We start from the raw sequence: 14,652 nt of genomic DNA on the forward strand, positions 1-14,652 counted from the left end.
GGCTTCATCACATCATTTTTGGGTATATCAGAACTACGAACCTATGAAACGGGTGAACGTTATGAACGGAAAATCAATGGCTGCCGGTTGCATGGCCGCCGCAGCGACCGTGGCCGCTGGCAATGTTCTGGCCACGGCGGCGATCCGGACAACGGGACTTGGCATCATGAAGAAACTCCCGGACAAAAACGGGATTGCCCTCACATTCGACGATGGCCCGCATCCGGTTTATACCGCCAGACTGCTTGATGTCCTGAAACAGCACGGTGTCAGAGCCACCTTCTTTGTCATCGGTGAAAAAGTCGAGGCCTATCCATGGCTGCTTAAACGGATGCGGGAGGATGGTCACGAGATCGGGATCCATCACTACAAGCACCGGTCGGCCTGGCGGCTCACCCCACGGGCGCTGCGGAACCAGCTTGAACTCACAGACCGGGCAATCCGGAAGGCGTCGGGTATGGTCCCCCGGTTGTACCGGCCGCCCTGGGGCAGGCTGAGCCCTTATACACTGACGGTGGCAAAAGACTATGAAACGTTGATTTGGTCCCATATATTCGGCGACTGGAAAACGGCGAACTGCAGCGGCCTTGCAAAACGGCTCAAGTGTGTTCCCGCCGACGGGTCGATTGTCCTGCTGCACGACGACGGCAGCAATCCGGGGGCGGATGAAGCGGCCCCCGCGTCCATGATCCGGGAATTGGATCTGTACTTGCACGCAGCCGTCCGCGACGGCATCCCGTTCGTCACGGCCGAAGGAAGTCCCGTTCATGAACATTGACCTGGCAATCGGCTACCTGCACCAATACGGCTACCTTATCATTTTCCTTCTCGCGCTGTTCGGGATTGTCGGCATTCCCGCTCCCGAAGAGTCCATGGTGTTTCTGACCGGGATGCTCATAGCTGAAAATCAGCTGGGGGCCGCCGGTTCGGTCGTCAGCACGGTGACCGGGGCATTCGCCGGAATGCTGATCGCCTATGCCGGCGGAAGATGGATCGGCGCCCCGCTGCTGCGCAAAGTCGGACGGTGGGTCGGCCTCACGAAAAACCGATTGAAGAAACTGGAGGCCAAGTTTCGGAAGAGGCGCGGCCCGATCATCCTGTTCGGCTTTTACCTGCCGGGCTTCCGCCAGATCAGCCCGTACTTCGCAGGACTCACAAAAGTTCCGTTCCCTCTTTTTGCGGGTCTGTCACTCATCGGCGCCCTGCTCTGGACAGGGCCTTTCCTGCTGGCCGGCTATGTACTCGGCAGTCTGTTTGACATCGACCCTGTGTATGCCGCCTATGCAGGTTTTCTGTTTCTCGCCGGGTTTGTGATTTATTTGTTCGTCAAAAGAGCCGGCCGGCGAAAACGGGACGCATCTTCATGAACAGGAACATACCGGCGCAACGTGTGTGCCGCCAGTTTATGGGTAAAGGTAAATAACAGGGTTGTCCGAGGAGGAGTTGGCACAATGAGAAAGATCATCTTCTTTTCCCACCTCCGCACCCAATCCGGCCATCACCAGGCAGCGGAAGCACTGATGGATCTGGCGGAACGGAGGATGGGAAATGTTTCGGTCAAAAAGCTGGATCTTCTGACCGAAACCAGTCCGCTGGTAGAACGGCTCATTTCATTCGGATACATGAACTGGATCCGCTCATTCCCCGAAACGTACGACCGGGTGTATGAAAGCTGGTTTTGCCATGGTCCGGACTCTGATGAAACGAACTTCAAGTGGTATCAGCCGTTTCTCATCAACAAAATGAGGGACATACTGGAGCGCGAAGAGCCGGACCTCATCTTCTGCAGCCACTCCCTTCCCTCCCTGATTCTGAGCAAAATGAAGATCAAAGGTCAGTGCCGAATCCCCGTAATCAATGTCTACACCGATCTGTTCGTCAACTGTGTCTGGGGCAGGCAGGGCATCGACGCCCACTTCCTCCCCACACCCGAAGCGAAGCAGAAACTGATTCTTGACGGACTCGCCCCCGAACGTCTGCAGGTTACGGGAATACCCGTGCACCGGGCATTCCGGACCGTCCAAAGGCGTCCGGCCATCCCGGCGGGCCGACCGGTGCATGTATTGATCGCCGGTGGGAATACGGGACTCGGCAGCATTGACCGGCTCAGGGAGGAGCTGCGGAACATGCAGCAGATCCGGTTCACGGTGCTCTGCGGGAAAAACCGGCGGCTTTTTCGGACAATCCGGTCGTGGGAGATGCCGCATGTCACGCCGGTCGAGTTCATTTCCTCGCGCAGTGAAATGAATGAGCTCTATGACCGGGCGGATGCACTCATCACCAAACCGGGCGGCGTGACGCTCAGCGAAGGGCTCCGAAAGAAACTGCCGATGTTCATCCATTCGGCACTGCCTGGACAAGAACGGCATAACCTTGACTATTTAACACAAAAAGGCCTGGCATTCAGCTTGAAAACCGGCGTCCCGCTGAGTGATCAAATTCTGGGAGTCATGACTGACGCGCTCCGGATGCACCGGTGGAATCGCGCGGTGGACAGATTCCGCAGAAGCATGGACGTGAAGACGGAAACCGGCATGGTTGAGTTTATCGAAAGCCTGCTCGCAGTACATGAAAACGACCCGGCCGCCATCTGGCGGAAACCGTCCCTCCATCCCGTCGGGAAATAAGATAAGGGAAATGCGCGGCAAGTGCTGAGTTTCTTCGTAGGACAGCAAAAAGCAAGGACCCTGGTTGGCTCGTGAAAAGCAACCCGAGTCCTTGCTTTTTTTCTGTGGTGTAACTGACATACGGGACAACCAGCGCTTTTTTTGTTTCTCCCCTTTCACCAAAGCGGTTCTTCTTCTCCGGTCAGCTCCACCCCTTTTGGATAAAATACAACTATTGCATCCGTGACGATAAAAAGATAAAGCACAAGCGAGCCCCATCCCCAGTCAACCAGCATGCTCAGCAACATGGTGACCGGAATGACGGCGAGCAGCATCGAAGTTTTCTTCCTGGATCTTTTTGTCTGATATTGTTCGGCACCGCAATGCGGGCAAGTCATTGACGGCTTGAGCGAGAGCGAGGCTTTCCATAACTCCCTTCTTGTCCACTGATGATGGCAATTCGTGCAGATTGGCATGATGCGCTCTCCTTTCTCATTGATTCCTGACTGATCGAACGATAAAGAAGATCAGCGGAACGAAAGTGGCTGCAAGGAACAAAGGAAGAAACAGCATCCCGAGCGACTCGGCTTCCCCGAGTGCCACCCGGGCGGACTGCCAGGAGAGAAAAGTGAACACAAGAAGGATCATGTTTTTGGTCACGTTCAGCATTTGCCTGGAGTTTCTGTATTGAAATTCGATATTTTCCTCGTTCAGGCTGACCATGTAATTATGCCACTCCGGATGCCTTTCAAAAAACGCCATGAACGCAGTGGTCGCAGCGGCGATTGCAGGCAGCAGAAGCAGCTCCCATTTTGAACCCCACCTGTCCACTTCGCCGGCTCCGTTAAAATGGCCGGGCACCCGGTCCGGAAGCTCCCCCCAGACAACAGCGAGGTACACAAGGCCGGCAATGAACACGAGGCCCGCCACCCAGTCAAACAGCCGCTCGAGAGTGGTTTTCGGAACGTCAATTTTTGGACGATCATAAGTTTTCATCGCTAACACCCCTAGTCCGTAATACGGACGGAAGCAGGCAATGGTTTCATGGAACGAACAAAAAACCGCCCGGCGGACGGTTGGCCGGGCAGATTCATCAAGCCCACACGTACGGCGTTTCCTGATAGACATAGTAGTTCAGCCAGTTGGAAAACAGCAGGAAAGTATGGGAACGCCACGTGTTCAGCGGTTCATTTTCCGGATTATCCTGCGGGAAGTAATTCTTCGGCACGGCGGTCCCGAGGCCTTTCGCCCGGTCCCTGTGATATTCCTCCGCGAGCGTATCCGCATCATACTCAAGGTGGCCGGTGACCATGATGCGCTTTTCATCCTTGGAAAGAACGAGGAATGCGCCCGCCTCGTCGGATTCCGACAGCAGTTCCAGTTCAGGGTGATTGCGGATTTCCGCCGCGCTCACTTCGGTGTAGCGGGAGTGCGGCGCGACGAACCGGTCACTGAACCCGCGTGCCAGCTTGACCGTCGGATCCGAAACGGCATGGCGGAAAACACCGAAGCACTTTTCGGACAGCGGCTTTTTGCCGATGCCGTAGAAATGATAGAGCGCCGCCTGGGCCCCCCAGCAGATCGACATCGTCGACGTGACATTGCGGCCGGACCAGTCAAGAATCCGGGTGAGTTCTTCCCAGTAGTTCACTTCCTCGAACGGCAGGTGCTCAATCGGTGCCCCCGTGATGATCATTCCGTCAAAACGGCGTTCACGTATATCTTCGAACGTGACGTAAAACTCGTCCAGATGCGACTTGCTCGTGTTTTTGGATTCGTGCGTAGCCATCGTCATGAATGTGACATTCACCTGCAACGGCGTATTCCCGAGCAGCCGGAGCAGCTGCAGTTCGGTCCGCTCTTTTTCAGGCATGAGATTAAGGATCAGGATATTGAGCGGCCGGATGTCCTGAGAGCCCGCCCGGTCCGTGTCCATGACAAAGATCTTCTCTTCCCGCAGTTTCTCCGCCGCGGGCAGATGTCCCGGAATGTTGATCGGCAATTCGATGCGTCCCCCTTCTCTTGAATCTCATTTTGAGCTGCCGGCGAACCGGCTGTCCAATGAATTCGCAATACTCAAATGATAGACGATTCAATCGGGAAATGATAGAGGGACGCACCGACAAAAGAAGAGAGCCCGTTAATTCACGGGTATAAGTTTCCTCGGGTCATGCCGGTTTTCCTTATAAAACTCAACTGCCTTCGGAATGTATTCCCCAAAGTCGGGACAGCGGATTCCGGCCGGCTCGAGATCCGCGGTCGCCTGGCTGCAATCAAATTCTGCTTCCAGATGGAAGTACGCGAGCGTTTCCCGCTCCACCTGCACCCACCTCCTGATCTGCGGGACGCTGAGCATCATATAGACCGATGACCGCGGCACCGTGAACATCGGTTTCTTGCCGGACAGTTCCTCCGCAATCAGCCGGTACGCTTCCCTCGCGGTATACGGCGACGGATCCGCCAGGTGGTACACTTTGTCCGCAGACGCCGGATGGTGGGCCAGGTGGCAGACGGCTTCGGTGATAAAGTCGGCCGGCACGAGATTGATCGTCGCACGGCTCCTTCCGATATATGGAACGGGCACGCGGGAAAACCTGTCGAGGAAGCGCATCATGAAATAGGGACCATCGAACTTCTCGGTTTCGCCCGTCCGGGAATCTCCCAGGACGATTCCCGGACGGATGATCGTGGTGGGAACCCGGTCGCGCACATACTGCACGAGCACTTCCGCATCATGCTTGGTCCGCTCGTAATGGTTTTTGAACCCCTGCCCGCAGGCGAGCTCGGTTTCCAAAATCGGGCCTTTCCGGTCACCCGAAACATATGCCGTGCTGAAGTAGACATAGCGGCGGATCTTCTTGCAATGGAGCACCCAGGCATTCACATTGCGGGTGCCCGTAACATTCACGGACTGTGCCAGGGCTTCCGGAACGGCCAGGTCATAGACGGCGGCCAGGTGAAACACGTGCGTGACCGTTTCATATAACTCATCGGATACGGATGGGGCCAGTGCCAGGCCCGCTTTCGTGATATCTCCTTCAAACAGGCGGATCCGTCCGGTGTCTCTTCCGCCGGAGGTCAGTCTTTTCACGCGGCTTGTTGCCGTTTCCATCGCGGAAGGATGGACCAGCAGTTCAAAATCGGCATCGGGATGCTCCGAGATCAATCGATCGATGATCCGGGTTGCCAGAAATCCGGGAAATCCCGTAAAGAAATAAGTCCGCTTTGCCAACGAATATAGTCTCCCTTCCCCAAGCTTTACGCAGTTCACAGTGTGACGATTGATTCTGACGCGCATTTCTACGCATGCAGGCCGTTTTCCTTCTTTGGCAGAAAGAAAGTCAAGACATTCGGGATTCCCTGCAATTTCGACAACGGTTTCATCTGCGGAGGTTCAGGGAATTGAAACACTATCAATCAATCTGGAGGGATGGATCCATGCCAGGAAGAAACGATAACGGACCGGAAAAATACTTTGGTGACCGCGAAGGAACCGAAAAAGCGAATTATCATGTCGTGCCTCATGACGGAAACTGGGCATTGAAACGAGAAGGCGAGGACGCCCCGGTCGAAACCGGGGGAGATCGGGACAAGCTCGTTGAGGCAGGCAAGAATCGTGCCGGAGAGCATGGCGCCATGGTCATCGTCCACAATGAAGAGGGAAAGATCGAAGACCAGATCGAATGCTGAATGACGAGCGGGCAGCGCCCAAACGAAATGGACGCCGCCCGCTTTCTGTACAGCAGCAGGTTTGCGGCTGGCCGGAGGAATTCCCGTACGCGACTGACAGGGACCCTTGCCGCCGTCACAAATGAACTTTTTACCGGAAGGAGAAATAGCCATGTTGAAGCTGGACACCGTACTGCAGGGAAAACAAGCCCGATACGGAGAGATTGAGCCGATTATGAGTGAGCACGGATTTACGCTTTCGGGAAACTGGGAATATGAAGAAGGCATGTTCGACGGCATCCTGAACCGGGAAGGCGGCGAAACGGTTTATCTGAGGATGCCGTTTGACGTGATTTCGGGAACACTGGAACACCCCGATACATTGCTCGCCTTCGGGCAGCCGTTTGTCATCAAGCACGTCGTCAACGTCGGACTGGATCACGACGAGAGCGCCTTGCTGGCGTCGACCGGTTTTGATCAGTTTCAGAAGCCGCTGGCGAAAGACGCCCATATCGAGAAAAAGACGAAATGGGAAATCCGCGGCGAAGAAAAAGTTGCGGAGATGTTCGGCGACCACGAGTTTATTCATTCCTGATGCCTGCTGATGTTTGGGGTTTGATCGGTATGCGAATAAAACAAAACAGGAACGCCTGCCGTTTGCAAAGACGGCCCGGGCGTTCCTGTTTTGCATCTGGTTTCTCATCCTCCGGTCCGGTTCAGGCGCCGGGCAAGCAACCACGCGTTCAGATAAAGTCCCAGCCAGATGGCGGCATAAATCAGGAGGAACAGAAGAACCGGCCGGAACAGCCGGCTCATCGGGAACCAGCCGAGCACCACCCCCGTTGCGGAAAAAGCCGTAAGCGTCAAAGCCGCATGGGCGACGGTCCGGACAGCGAGCGAATACCGCTGCCAATCATAGATGGCCGAGGCCGCCCCGATCAATGCGCCCAGGAAAAGAAATCCGAGAGCCCGGATATTCAAATCCGGCAATGAAATGGCATCGACGCCTGCCGATGTCATGAATAACAGATGAATCCAAAATGCCGCAAAACTGATGCCCGTTCCGCTGCACGCATACCAAAAGATTCTCATCGCTAGTTCTCCCCCTTTCATTTCAGATTCAGCACCCGGTTTTACAGGCTCTTCGTGTAGCTCCGGGACACATATTCTTTGTGGCCGTTTTTGAAGACAATGACCAGGCTTCCGCCGAATGAGGCTTCATAGTAACGGACAAAATCCAGATTGGCGATGCAGGACTTGGAGATCCGGATAAAGCTGCCGCCTTCTGTCAGCTCGCCGAAAGATTTGAGCGTAGCCTTGTACAGATAGACCTCTTCTCCTGCGATCACTTTGCAGCGGTCACCTTCCACTATTGCATAGGCGATGTCGGCCGGCTCAAGCAAAAAAACTCGTTCTCCTTGCATGGCCTGAATCCGGCCGCTCTGTCCGCCGCCCTGCAACAGTTCAATCGCCCGGCGGATTTCAGGCGTCAGCGAGCGGACATGAATCTCTGCGTATTCCGTTTCTGTTTCGGGATTCAGATTGAGTTTGACTTTCAATGGCAGCCCCCCCTTTATTCATACTTTATCTCTTTTCAAGCAATCGGGAACGTTTCGGACGCCGAGAGGTCGCTTTTGCCCGTCAAGATGTTTGATTTCCTGTGTGAAATGCCTATGTTTGCCGTGGAAAACAGAAATTATTTGCACAAATGTTTAACATGTAAGATATCGGGGAAAATAAAACTAATCACGCGGAAAGGAGGAGTCGCTTTTGAGAGCGCTCGATGCCATTGCACTGACACTGCTGATTGTCGGAGGCCTGAACTGGCTGTTGGTCGGACTGCTTGACTTTGATCTGGTCGCGACACTGTTTGGCGGTCAGGATGCACTTCTTTCCAAAATCGTTTACGTACTGGTCGGCTTGTCCGCGCTGTATTGCCTGAAGCTTTATGGACTGCTTGGTGCAGACCGCGACCGCCGCACTTATTGATATGAAAAATCCTCCCTTCCGTGAGTGATCGGAAGCGGAGGATTTTTTTCAGTGCTTTTTGATGAAAGCACCCTGAATGACATGGCCGATGCCGGTGTGCCGCCTGCCTTCTGTGCGCTCCGCTTCTCCGTAGAAGAAATGAAGGACTTTGTGCGGCCGGATCCAGGAAAGAACATCGGCCGGATCATACAGGCTGTCGAGCTTCCCGGGGCCTCCCGTGCCATATGCCATCTGTTCCTCGGAATACACTTCAAACAAAACGATGCCGCCTTTTTTCACTGAACCGGCGAGATTCGAAAAGAGCTCCGCCTGGCTGTTTTTTGGCACGTGGCCAAACACCAAAATCGACGCGTCAAACGACCCCGCCGGAACGCGCTCGCGGATGAGATCCATCTCCGCAGTGTTGACCTGAACCCCGTTTTCCTCCGCAAGAACATGCGTCTTCTCCAGACCGACCGCTGACTGGTCATACGCGGTCACGCGGTGTCCCGTGCGGGCGAGGAACACGGCGTTGCGGCCTTCCCCTTCCGCAAATGCCGCAACCTCCGATTCTCGCGGAATCAGCCCCGACATCTTTTTGATGAACTCATTTGCCTCGGTGCCGTACGCATAGCCTTCTTCTGAAAATCGTGCATCCCAATGTTCTCTTGTCATTTATGTTTCGCTTCCTTTCATTGTGGTCTGTATGCGAGATCATCAATCACCGAGCAACCCGTGGGATTTCAGATAGTTCCGGGCGACATCCTCCGGCTTCTCGCCCTCAACATCCACCCGGTAGTTCATCTCCCGCATGTCATCGTCCGAAATTTTGCCGGAAAGCCGGTTGAGGGCTTCCAAGATTTCCGGATGCCTGTCTGCCGTCTCCTTTTTCATGAGCGGGGCTCCCTGGTAAGGCGGAAACAGGTGAAGGTCGTCTTTGAGCACCCGAAGTTTGTAACGCTTGATTTCGCTGTCGGTGGAGTAGGCGTCGACAAGATTGATCTCTCCGCTTTGCACGGCGCTGTACCGGAGTTTCGGCTCCATTGTCACCAAGTCGGGGAACTCGATGCCGTAGAGCGACCGGATGCCGAGATAGCCGTCTTCCCGGTCCGAAAACTCAAGCGTGAATCCTGCCTTGACTTTGTCCTGGATTGGTCTGAGATCTGAAATCGATTCCAGCCCGTTTGCCTCGGCAAAGCCGTCCGGCACGGCGAGTGTGTAGGTGTTGTTGTAGGCCATCGGCTCCAGCAGCACCATTCCGAATCTTTCCGACATCCCGTCGCGCGCCTGCTCGTACACTTGCCGGGCATCGGTGCTCCGGGCCGTTTCGTTCAGAAACTCGGAAATTGCCGTCCCCGTGAATTCAGGATAAAGATCAACGTCCCCCGACTGAAGCGCGTTGAAGACGAACGACGTTTTGCCAAAGCCCGGCTTGAGCTCTACGCTCAGATCCGTCTCATCCTCGATGAGCTGCTTGTACATATTGATGAGGATTTCAGGTTCCGCCCCAAGTTTCCCTGCAAGCACAAGCTTTTCGTTTTCCCGGCCGAGCAGCGGAATGACAAGGACGAGCACCGCGATGGCAGCGATCATCCCCATCACTGCCAAGCTTCGCCTAAAATGCATCCCTTCCAGCTTCTTGAGCAGGTAATCAAAAACGAGCGCCAGCAGAGCCGCCGGAATCGCGCCGAGCAGGATCAGGCCCGTATTGTTGCGGTCAATGCCGAGAAGGATCAGGTCCCCGAGGCCGCCCGCCCCGATGAGCGCGGCGAGCGTGGCCGTCCCGATGATGAGGACGGTCGCGGTGCGCACGCCGGCCATGATGACGGGCATGGCGAGCGGAAGCTCCACTTTCAGCAGACGTCGCTTCGTGTTCATGCCCATCGCGCTCGCCGCTTCGGTCAATGCCGGATCCACTTCGCGGATTCCGGTGTATGTATTGCGCAGGATCGGAAGCAGCGCGTAGGCCGTCAAAGCGATGATGGCGGGGACGCGGCCGATGCCGACAATCGGGATGAGCAGTCCGAGCAGTGCAAGCGACGGGATCGTCTGGATGACGGACGCAACTCCGATCACGCCGTCTGCAATCTTTTGGCGGCGGGTCAGCCAGATGCCGGTCGGTACGGACAGGAGCACCGCAAAGAAAAGCGCGATGAATGAGATTTCCATGTGCTGGATCATCGCATTCCATAAATCTGATTTCCGGGCGGCGAATTCGGTGAACAGTTCATTCATCCTCCCCCGCCTCCTTTCCGGAAAGTTCAGCAAGCAGACGGAAAGCGGAAGCCCGGTCGATCGTGCCGATGAACCGACCGTCTTTTTCGACTCCGGCCCTTTCATGGTTTGCGAGGACTTCCAGCAGCCGGCGGACCGGAACGTGTGAAGGCAAGGTCAAGGCGGAAGGCGCTGCAATTCCGTTTAGTGCGAGCGCCGGTGCCAGGTCGATCCGTTGTTCCGCATCACGGCTGCCGATGAACGAGCGAACAAAGTCATCCTGCGGCCGGTGAAGCAGTTCCTCCGGCGTTCCAAGCTGAACAATCCGGCCTTCCCGCATAAGACAAATGCGGTCGGCGAGCTTCAGTGCCTCCTGCATGTCATGCGTCACAAAGACGGTCGTCTTTCCGAGCGTTTTCTTCAGGCGGAGCAAGTCATCCTGCAGCTTTTCACGGCTCACCGGGTCCAGAGCGCTGAACGGCTCATCCATGAGCAGAATATCCGGATCGGCCGCCAGTGCCCGGATGACGCCGATGCGCTGCTGCTGGCCGCCGGACAATTCCGCCGGTTTTCTTGCGGCGTACGTCGAAGGATCCAGGCCGACCATCTCAAGCAGTTCCGCGGCCCGCTCCTTCAGTTTATCTTTCGGCCATCCCTTCATCTCCGGAACGACGGTGATGTTTTCCTCGATCGTCATATGGGGGAAAAGGGCGATCTGCTGGAGCACATAGCCGATGTTCCATCTCAGCTGGTCAAGCGGATACGTGTCCACCGGCTTCCCTCCAATGAAAATTTCACCGGACGAATACGGGATGAGCCGGTTGATCATCTTCAGCGTCGTCGTCTTTCCGCATCCGCTCGGCCCGATCAGGACAAGGAATTCACCTTTTCGGACTTCCAGCTCCAGCCGGTCGACGGCCACCGTCCCGTCCGGATACTTTTTCGTGATTTGGTCGAATTTAATCATGTCATTCTCCTTCGTGCGGACTTTCCTCACTATACCCTTTTTCCCGGAGGCTTGCTCACTTCATCCTGACAAAGCGCTGCTGCATTACTTAACGGCCGCCATCCAGACGTAGCGGGATTTCAGCTGCGGGACCTGCTTTCTGTGGCGCCGGTCCCTCCGCTACCCGCCAACTTCAGCCGCCAGGCAAAACCCGGCCTGAGATAGCGGCCGGGGTGAATGTCGGGATTGCGTTGCTGAATGTCGGGTTACGCGCCGCGAATGTCGGGATTGCGCTGCTGAATGTCGGGATAGAAGCTATGCCGGGGTGAATGTCGGGATTGCGCTGCTGAATGTCGGGTTACGCGCCGCGAATGTCGGGATTGCGACGGTGAATGTCGGGATAGAATCCGTGCCGGTACGTTCTCCGCACACAAAAAAGAGCCAACACGATGGACCGAGCGTGTTGGCGAGTCATTTTATTCCACCGTCACCGATTTGGCGAGGTTGCGCGGTTGGTCCACGTCGCAGCCGCGGTGGAGCGAGGCATAATAGGAAATGAGCTGAAGCGGAATGACCGAAACGAGCGGCGTGAGCAACGGATGCACCGCCGGGATGACGATGCGGTCTGACTCTTCCGCCGTTCCGTCCATGGAGAGAAGGCATGCATGGGCACCGCGGGCCGTCACTTCCTTTACATTGCCGCGGATGTTGGCCGACAGCTCCGGCTGGGTTGCGAGCGCAAACACAGGAGTGCCTTCCTCGATCAGCGCGATGGTGCCGTGCTTCAGTTCCCCGCCGGCAAATCCTTCCGCCTGGATATAGGAAATTTCCTTCAGCTTAAGGGCGCCTTCGAGGCTGACATGATAATCGATGCCGCGTCCGATGAAGAAGGCATTCCGGCTCAGCTGAAGAAACTCGAACGCGACGGCTTCCATGTCTTCTTTCCGGTCAATGACCGTTTCGGCCGCGTTCGCAGCGATGCCGAGTTCTTGGATCAGGTCAAAGCCGATTGACTTCCCCTTTGTTCCGGCCACGCAAGCAGCAAGGATCGACAGGACCGCAATTTGTGCCGTATAGGCTTTCGTCGAGGCGACGGCGATTTCGGGCCCCGCGTGCAGCAGCACAGTATGGTCGGATTCCCGTGACAGCGTGGAGCCGGAAACATTCGTCAAAGTGACCGACGGATGGCCCATCTCCTTCACCTTGACGAGCACCTGCCGGCTGTCGGCCGTTTCGCCCGACTGCGAGATGAAGATGAACAGCGGCCGCTCAGAAAGAATTGGCATGTTGTAGCCGAATTCGCTTGAAATATGAACTTCCGCCGGAATCCCCGCAAATTTCTCAAAGTACTCTTTTCCGACCAGGCCGGCGTGATAGCTTGTGCCGGCGGCGATGATATAGAGCCGGTCTGCTTCGGTGATCGCACGGAGCGTGTCTTCCTCAAGCCAAAGGCCTCCGTCCGGCCCCCGGTGAGCTTGGATGATTTTCCGCAGAACGGCCGGCTGCTCATCAATTTCCTTGAGCATATAGTGCGGATAGGTCCCTTTTTCAATATCCGCCGCGTCGAGCTCTGCACGGAACGGCTCCCGGCTGACCGGTTCCCCGGAAATTGTCCGGATGCGGATGCCTTCTTTCTTCAAGATCACCATTTCTCCGTCATGAAGCTCAATGAACCGGTCCGTCACCTGCAGCATCGCAATGGCGTCGGATGAGACGACATTGAATCCGTCCCCGAGCCCGACGAGCAGCGGCGATTTATTTTTGGCAACGAAGATCGTGTCCGGGTCCTCCCGGTCAAGCATCGCGATGGCATAAGAGCCGTGGAGAAGTCCGAGCGTCTCGGCAAACGCCTCTTCGGTGGAAAGGCCGCCCTGCGCAAACTTCGCCACGAGCTGTATGATGATTTCCGTGTCGGTATCCGACTGGAGCCGGACACCGCCGAGATGTTCCTTGGCGAGTTTGCCGTAGTTCTCGATCACCCCGTTGTGGACGAGCGTGAACCGCCCGGAAGCGTCCTGGTGGGGATGGGCGTTTCGGACATCCGGCACGCCATGGGTCGCCCAGCGGGTATGTCCGATCCCCGTTTTTGCGCCGGCCGAGAAGTCCACTGCAGCGCGCAGATCCGCGATCCTTCCCTTCTCCTTGATGACCGTGACACCCGCTTCACCTGCGAGGGCGATCCCGGCAGAGTCGTAGCCCCGGTACTCCAGTTTCTCCAGCCCTTTCAGCAAGATTTCCTTCGCATCTTGTTCTCCGATATAGCCGACAATTCCGCACATATTCTGTTCCTCCATATTCAAGCAATGTGAAATAAGCGTCCCGATGCCGATTTTTTCGAGGCCGGGGGCGCTGCATTGCCGATTCGATTGATTCCGCTTAAGCACAGTGCCTGCGCTTCCGTCAGCGGATGAGCATGCCGGCTTTCCCTTCTGTCCGCCTTGATCGCTCAAGGATTTTGCAGGAAAGCATGACAACCGGGCATCGCGGTCGGGAGGCATCCGCCGAATGATCGATAAACCTCCACCTCGTCTGCTGGAGTTATGGATTTCCCCAGCTCAGGCGCTTTGATTGTTTTCCGTTTTGGCGCGTCTCCGGCCCTCCTTCGCCTTGATTGCTTTTGTACTTTATTACAAACAGTCCTTTTTTGTCAATCAAAACTGCAAAGTGGCTCATTGTAATTAATTTTATGCCCGCTCGGCGAAATAGGAACCGGCTGCTCCGTCCGGTCCGGCGCCACTTTCCTCACTCGCGGTCCCACTTGTCTCACTCGTGTTCCTCTAAGTGCGAAAAGGTCGCTCTATGTGCGAATTCTCGCCGCTAAGTGCGAAACAGACGCTCTAAGTGCGAATTCCTCACGCTAAGTGCGAAACGGACGCTCTAAGTGCGAATTCTCGCCGCTAAGTGCGAAATGGACGTTCTAAGTGCGAATTCTCGCCGCTAAGTGCGAAACAGACGCTCTAAGTGCGAATTCCTCCCGCTAAGTGCGAAACGGACGCTCTAAGTGCGAATTCTCGCCGCTAAGTGCGAAACGGACGCTCTAAGTGCGAATTCTCGCCGCTAAGTGCGAAACGGACGCTCTAAGTGCGAATTCTCACCGCTAAGTGCGAAACGGTCGCTTTACGTGCGACATCTCTTAACTCACATACAATCGAGTAGGAGGGGGTGACTAACCCCCGACCTCTCACACCACCGTACGTACCGTTCGGTATACGGCGGTTCAATCAAGATGAATAACGCAAAGTTTCGTAA

General features: G+C 55.8%; 16 protein-coding genes. 6 read left to right on the top strand and 10 right to left on the bottom strand.

All coding sequences use genetic code 11. The annotated features are described in order from the left end of the window. Nucleotides 1-61: 61 nt before the first annotated feature. The 3 genes from ACFFIY_RS04250 (at nucleotide 62) to ACFFIY_RS04260 (ending at nucleotide 2,627) form a co-directional block, all read left to right on the top strand. Nucleotides 62-778, top strand: coding sequence for a polysaccharide deacetylase family protein (locus ACFFIY_RS04250; RefSeq protein WP_354198889.1), 717 nt, complete (start codon nucleotides 62-64; stop codon nucleotides 776-778). Beyond that, nucleotides 768-1,367, top strand: coding sequence for a DedA family protein (locus ACFFIY_RS04255; RefSeq protein WP_354198887.1), 600 nt, complete (start codon nucleotides 768-770; stop codon nucleotides 1,365-1,367). The genes ACFFIY_RS04250 and ACFFIY_RS04255 overlap by 11 nt, the downstream gene beginning before the upstream one ends. A gap of 84 nt (nucleotides 1,368-1,451) precedes the next feature. Continuing rightward, nucleotides 1,452-2,627, top strand: coding sequence for an MGDG synthase family glycosyltransferase (locus ACFFIY_RS04260; protein ID WP_354198885.1), 1,176 nt, complete (start codon nucleotides 1,452-1,454; stop codon nucleotides 2,625-2,627). A gap of 155 nt (nucleotides 2,628-2,782) precedes the next feature. Here ACFFIY_RS04260 and ACFFIY_RS04265 read toward each other — a convergent pair whose 3' ends face one another. From ACFFIY_RS04265 to ACFFIY_RS04280, 4 genes are all read right to left on the bottom strand, one after another. Further along, nucleotides 2,783-3,082, bottom strand: a complete 300-nt coding sequence (locus ACFFIY_RS04265) for a TIGR04104 family putative zinc finger protein (RefSeq protein ID WP_354198883.1) — start codon at nucleotides 3,080-3,082, stop codon at nucleotides 2,783-2,785. A 16-nt stretch (nucleotides 3,083-3,098) separates the two neighbouring features. After that, nucleotides 3,099-3,602, bottom strand: coding sequence for a DUF1648 domain-containing protein (locus ACFFIY_RS04270; protein WP_354198881.1), 504 nt, complete (start codon nucleotides 3,600-3,602; stop codon nucleotides 3,099-3,101). 97 nt (nucleotides 3,603-3,699) lie between these two features. Further along, nucleotides 3,700-4,608 (bottom strand): homoserine O-acetyltransferase MetA, encoded by a 909-nt coding sequence (metA, locus tag ACFFIY_RS04275; protein WP_354198879.1) that lies wholly within the window; start codon nucleotides 4,606-4,608, stop codon nucleotides 3,700-3,702. A gap of 138 nt (nucleotides 4,609-4,746) precedes the next feature. Continuing rightward, nucleotides 4,747-5,838: an SDR family oxidoreductase gene (locus ACFFIY_RS04280; protein ID WP_354198877.1), complete on the bottom strand. Its 1,092-nt coding sequence runs from the start codon at nucleotides 5,836-5,838 to the stop codon at nucleotides 4,747-4,749. Nucleotides 5,839-6,044: 206 nt separating this feature from the next. Between ACFFIY_RS04280 and ACFFIY_RS04285 the strand changes: the two genes are divergently transcribed. After that, entirely contained in the window at nucleotides 6,045-6,296 is a 252-nt protein-coding gene (locus ACFFIY_RS04285; protein ID WP_354198875.1) for a DUF2188 domain-containing protein, read from the top strand. A 151-nt stretch (nucleotides 6,297-6,447) separates the two neighbouring features. Further along, on the top strand, nucleotides 6,448-6,870 hold the full coding sequence (locus tag ACFFIY_RS04290) for a YugN family protein (RefSeq protein WP_354198873.1): 423 nt from the start codon (nucleotides 6,448-6,450) through the stop codon (nucleotides 6,868-6,870). A 104-nt stretch (nucleotides 6,871-6,974) separates the two neighbouring features. Here ACFFIY_RS04290 and ACFFIY_RS04295 read toward each other — a convergent pair whose 3' ends face one another. Continuing rightward, entirely contained in the window at nucleotides 6,975-7,367 is a 393-nt protein-coding gene (locus ACFFIY_RS04295) for a DUF3021 domain-containing protein (RefSeq protein ID WP_354198871.1), read from the bottom strand. A 41-nt stretch (nucleotides 7,368-7,408) separates the two neighbouring features. Continuing rightward, nucleotides 7,409-7,834 carry a LytTR family DNA-binding domain-containing protein gene (locus ACFFIY_RS04300; protein ID WP_354198869.1) on the bottom strand — a complete coding sequence of 142 codons (426 nt, stop codon included), beginning with the start codon at nucleotides 7,832-7,834 and terminating at the stop codon, nucleotides 7,409-7,411. Between the two features lie 211 nt (nucleotides 7,835-8,045). Here ACFFIY_RS04300 and ACFFIY_RS04305 point away from each other — a divergent pair, with 211 nt between their 5' ends. Further along, a complete protein-coding gene (locus ACFFIY_RS04305; protein WP_354198867.1) occupies nucleotides 8,046-8,264 on the top strand; it encodes a DUF378 domain-containing protein in 219 nt (72 codons plus the stop codon). A gap of 48 nt (nucleotides 8,265-8,312) precedes the next feature. Here the strand turns inward: ACFFIY_RS04305 and ACFFIY_RS04310 are convergent, their stop codons facing one another. The 4 genes from ACFFIY_RS04310 to glmS all read right to left on the bottom strand — a co-directional run bounded on the left by ACFFIY_RS04310 (nucleotide 8,313) and on the right by glmS (nucleotide 13,682). Beyond that, entirely contained in the window at nucleotides 8,313-8,918 is a 606-nt protein-coding gene (locus ACFFIY_RS04310; protein ID WP_354198865.1) for a class I SAM-dependent methyltransferase, read from the bottom strand. A gap of 42 nt (nucleotides 8,919-8,960) precedes the next feature. After that, complete coding sequence (locus ACFFIY_RS04315; protein WP_354198863.1) at nucleotides 8,961-10,478, bottom strand: ABC transporter permease/substrate-binding protein; 1,518 nt, start codon at nucleotides 10,476-10,478, stop codon at nucleotides 8,961-8,963. Beyond that, nucleotides 10,471-11,424, bottom strand: coding sequence for an ABC transporter ATP-binding protein (locus tag ACFFIY_RS04320; RefSeq protein ID WP_354198861.1), 954 nt, complete (start codon nucleotides 11,422-11,424; stop codon nucleotides 10,471-10,473). The genes ACFFIY_RS04315 and ACFFIY_RS04320 overlap by 8 nt, the downstream gene beginning before the upstream one ends. A 455-nt stretch (nucleotides 11,425-11,879) precedes the next feature. Next, the gene (gene glmS / locus ACFFIY_RS04325) at nucleotides 11,880-13,682 is read right to left on the bottom strand and encodes a glutamine--fructose-6-phosphate transaminase (isomerizing) (RefSeq protein ID WP_354198859.1); all 1,803 of its coding nucleotides are present in this window, start codon (nucleotides 13,680-13,682) and stop codon (nucleotides 11,880-11,882) included. Nucleotides 13,683-14,652 lie beyond the last annotated feature (970 nt).

The sequence above is a fragment of the Bhargavaea ullalensis genome (assembly GCF_042432615.1).
GTDB lineage: Bacteria > Bacillota > Bacilli > Bacillales_A > Planococcaceae > Bhargavaea > Bhargavaea ullalensis.

Bases quoted from the DNA above. Each gene is read 5' to 3' on its own strand.
- ACFFIY_RS04250 (WP_354198889.1), top strand. From the start codon at position 62: ATGAACGGAAAATCAATGGCTGCCGGTTGCATGGCCGCCGCAGCGACC.
- ACFFIY_RS04255 (WP_354198887.1), top strand. From the start codon at position 768: ATGAACATTGACCTGGCAATCGGCTACCTGCACCAATACGGCTACCTT.
- ACFFIY_RS04260 (WP_354198885.1), top strand. From the start codon at position 1,452: ATGAGAAAGATCATCTTCTTTTCCCACCTCCGCACCCAATCCGGCCAT.
- ACFFIY_RS04265 (WP_354198883.1), bottom strand. From the start codon at position 3,082: ATGCCAATCTGCACGAATTGCCATCATCAGTGGACAAGAAGGGAGTTA.
- ACFFIY_RS04270 (WP_354198881.1), bottom strand. From the start codon at position 3,602: ATGAAAACTTATGATCGTCCAAAAATTGACGTTCCGAAAACCACTCTC.
- ACFFIY_RS04285 (WP_354198875.1), top strand. From the start codon at position 6,045: ATGCCAGGAAGAAACGATAACGGACCGGAAAAATACTTTGGTGACCGC.
- ACFFIY_RS04290 (WP_354198873.1), top strand. From the start codon at position 6,448: ATGTTGAAGCTGGACACCGTACTGCAGGGAAAACAAGCCCGATACGGA.
- ACFFIY_RS04295 (WP_354198871.1), bottom strand. From the start codon at position 7,367: ATGAGAATCTTTTGGTATGCGTGCAGCGGAACGGGCATCAGTTTTGCG.
- ACFFIY_RS04310 (WP_354198865.1), bottom strand. From the start codon at position 8,918: ATGACAAGAGAACATTGGGATGCACGATTTTCAGAAGAAGGCTATGCG.
- ACFFIY_RS04315 (WP_354198863.1), bottom strand. From the start codon at position 10,478: ATGAATGAACTGTTCACCGAATTCGCCGCCCGGAAATCAGATTTATGG.
- ACFFIY_RS04320 (WP_354198861.1), bottom strand. From the start codon at position 11,424: ATGATTAAATTCGACCAAATCACGAAAAAGTATCCGGACGGGACGGTG.
- glmS (WP_354198859.1), bottom strand. From the start codon at position 13,682: ATGTGCGGAATTGTCGGCTATATCGGAGAACAAGATGCGAAGGAAATC.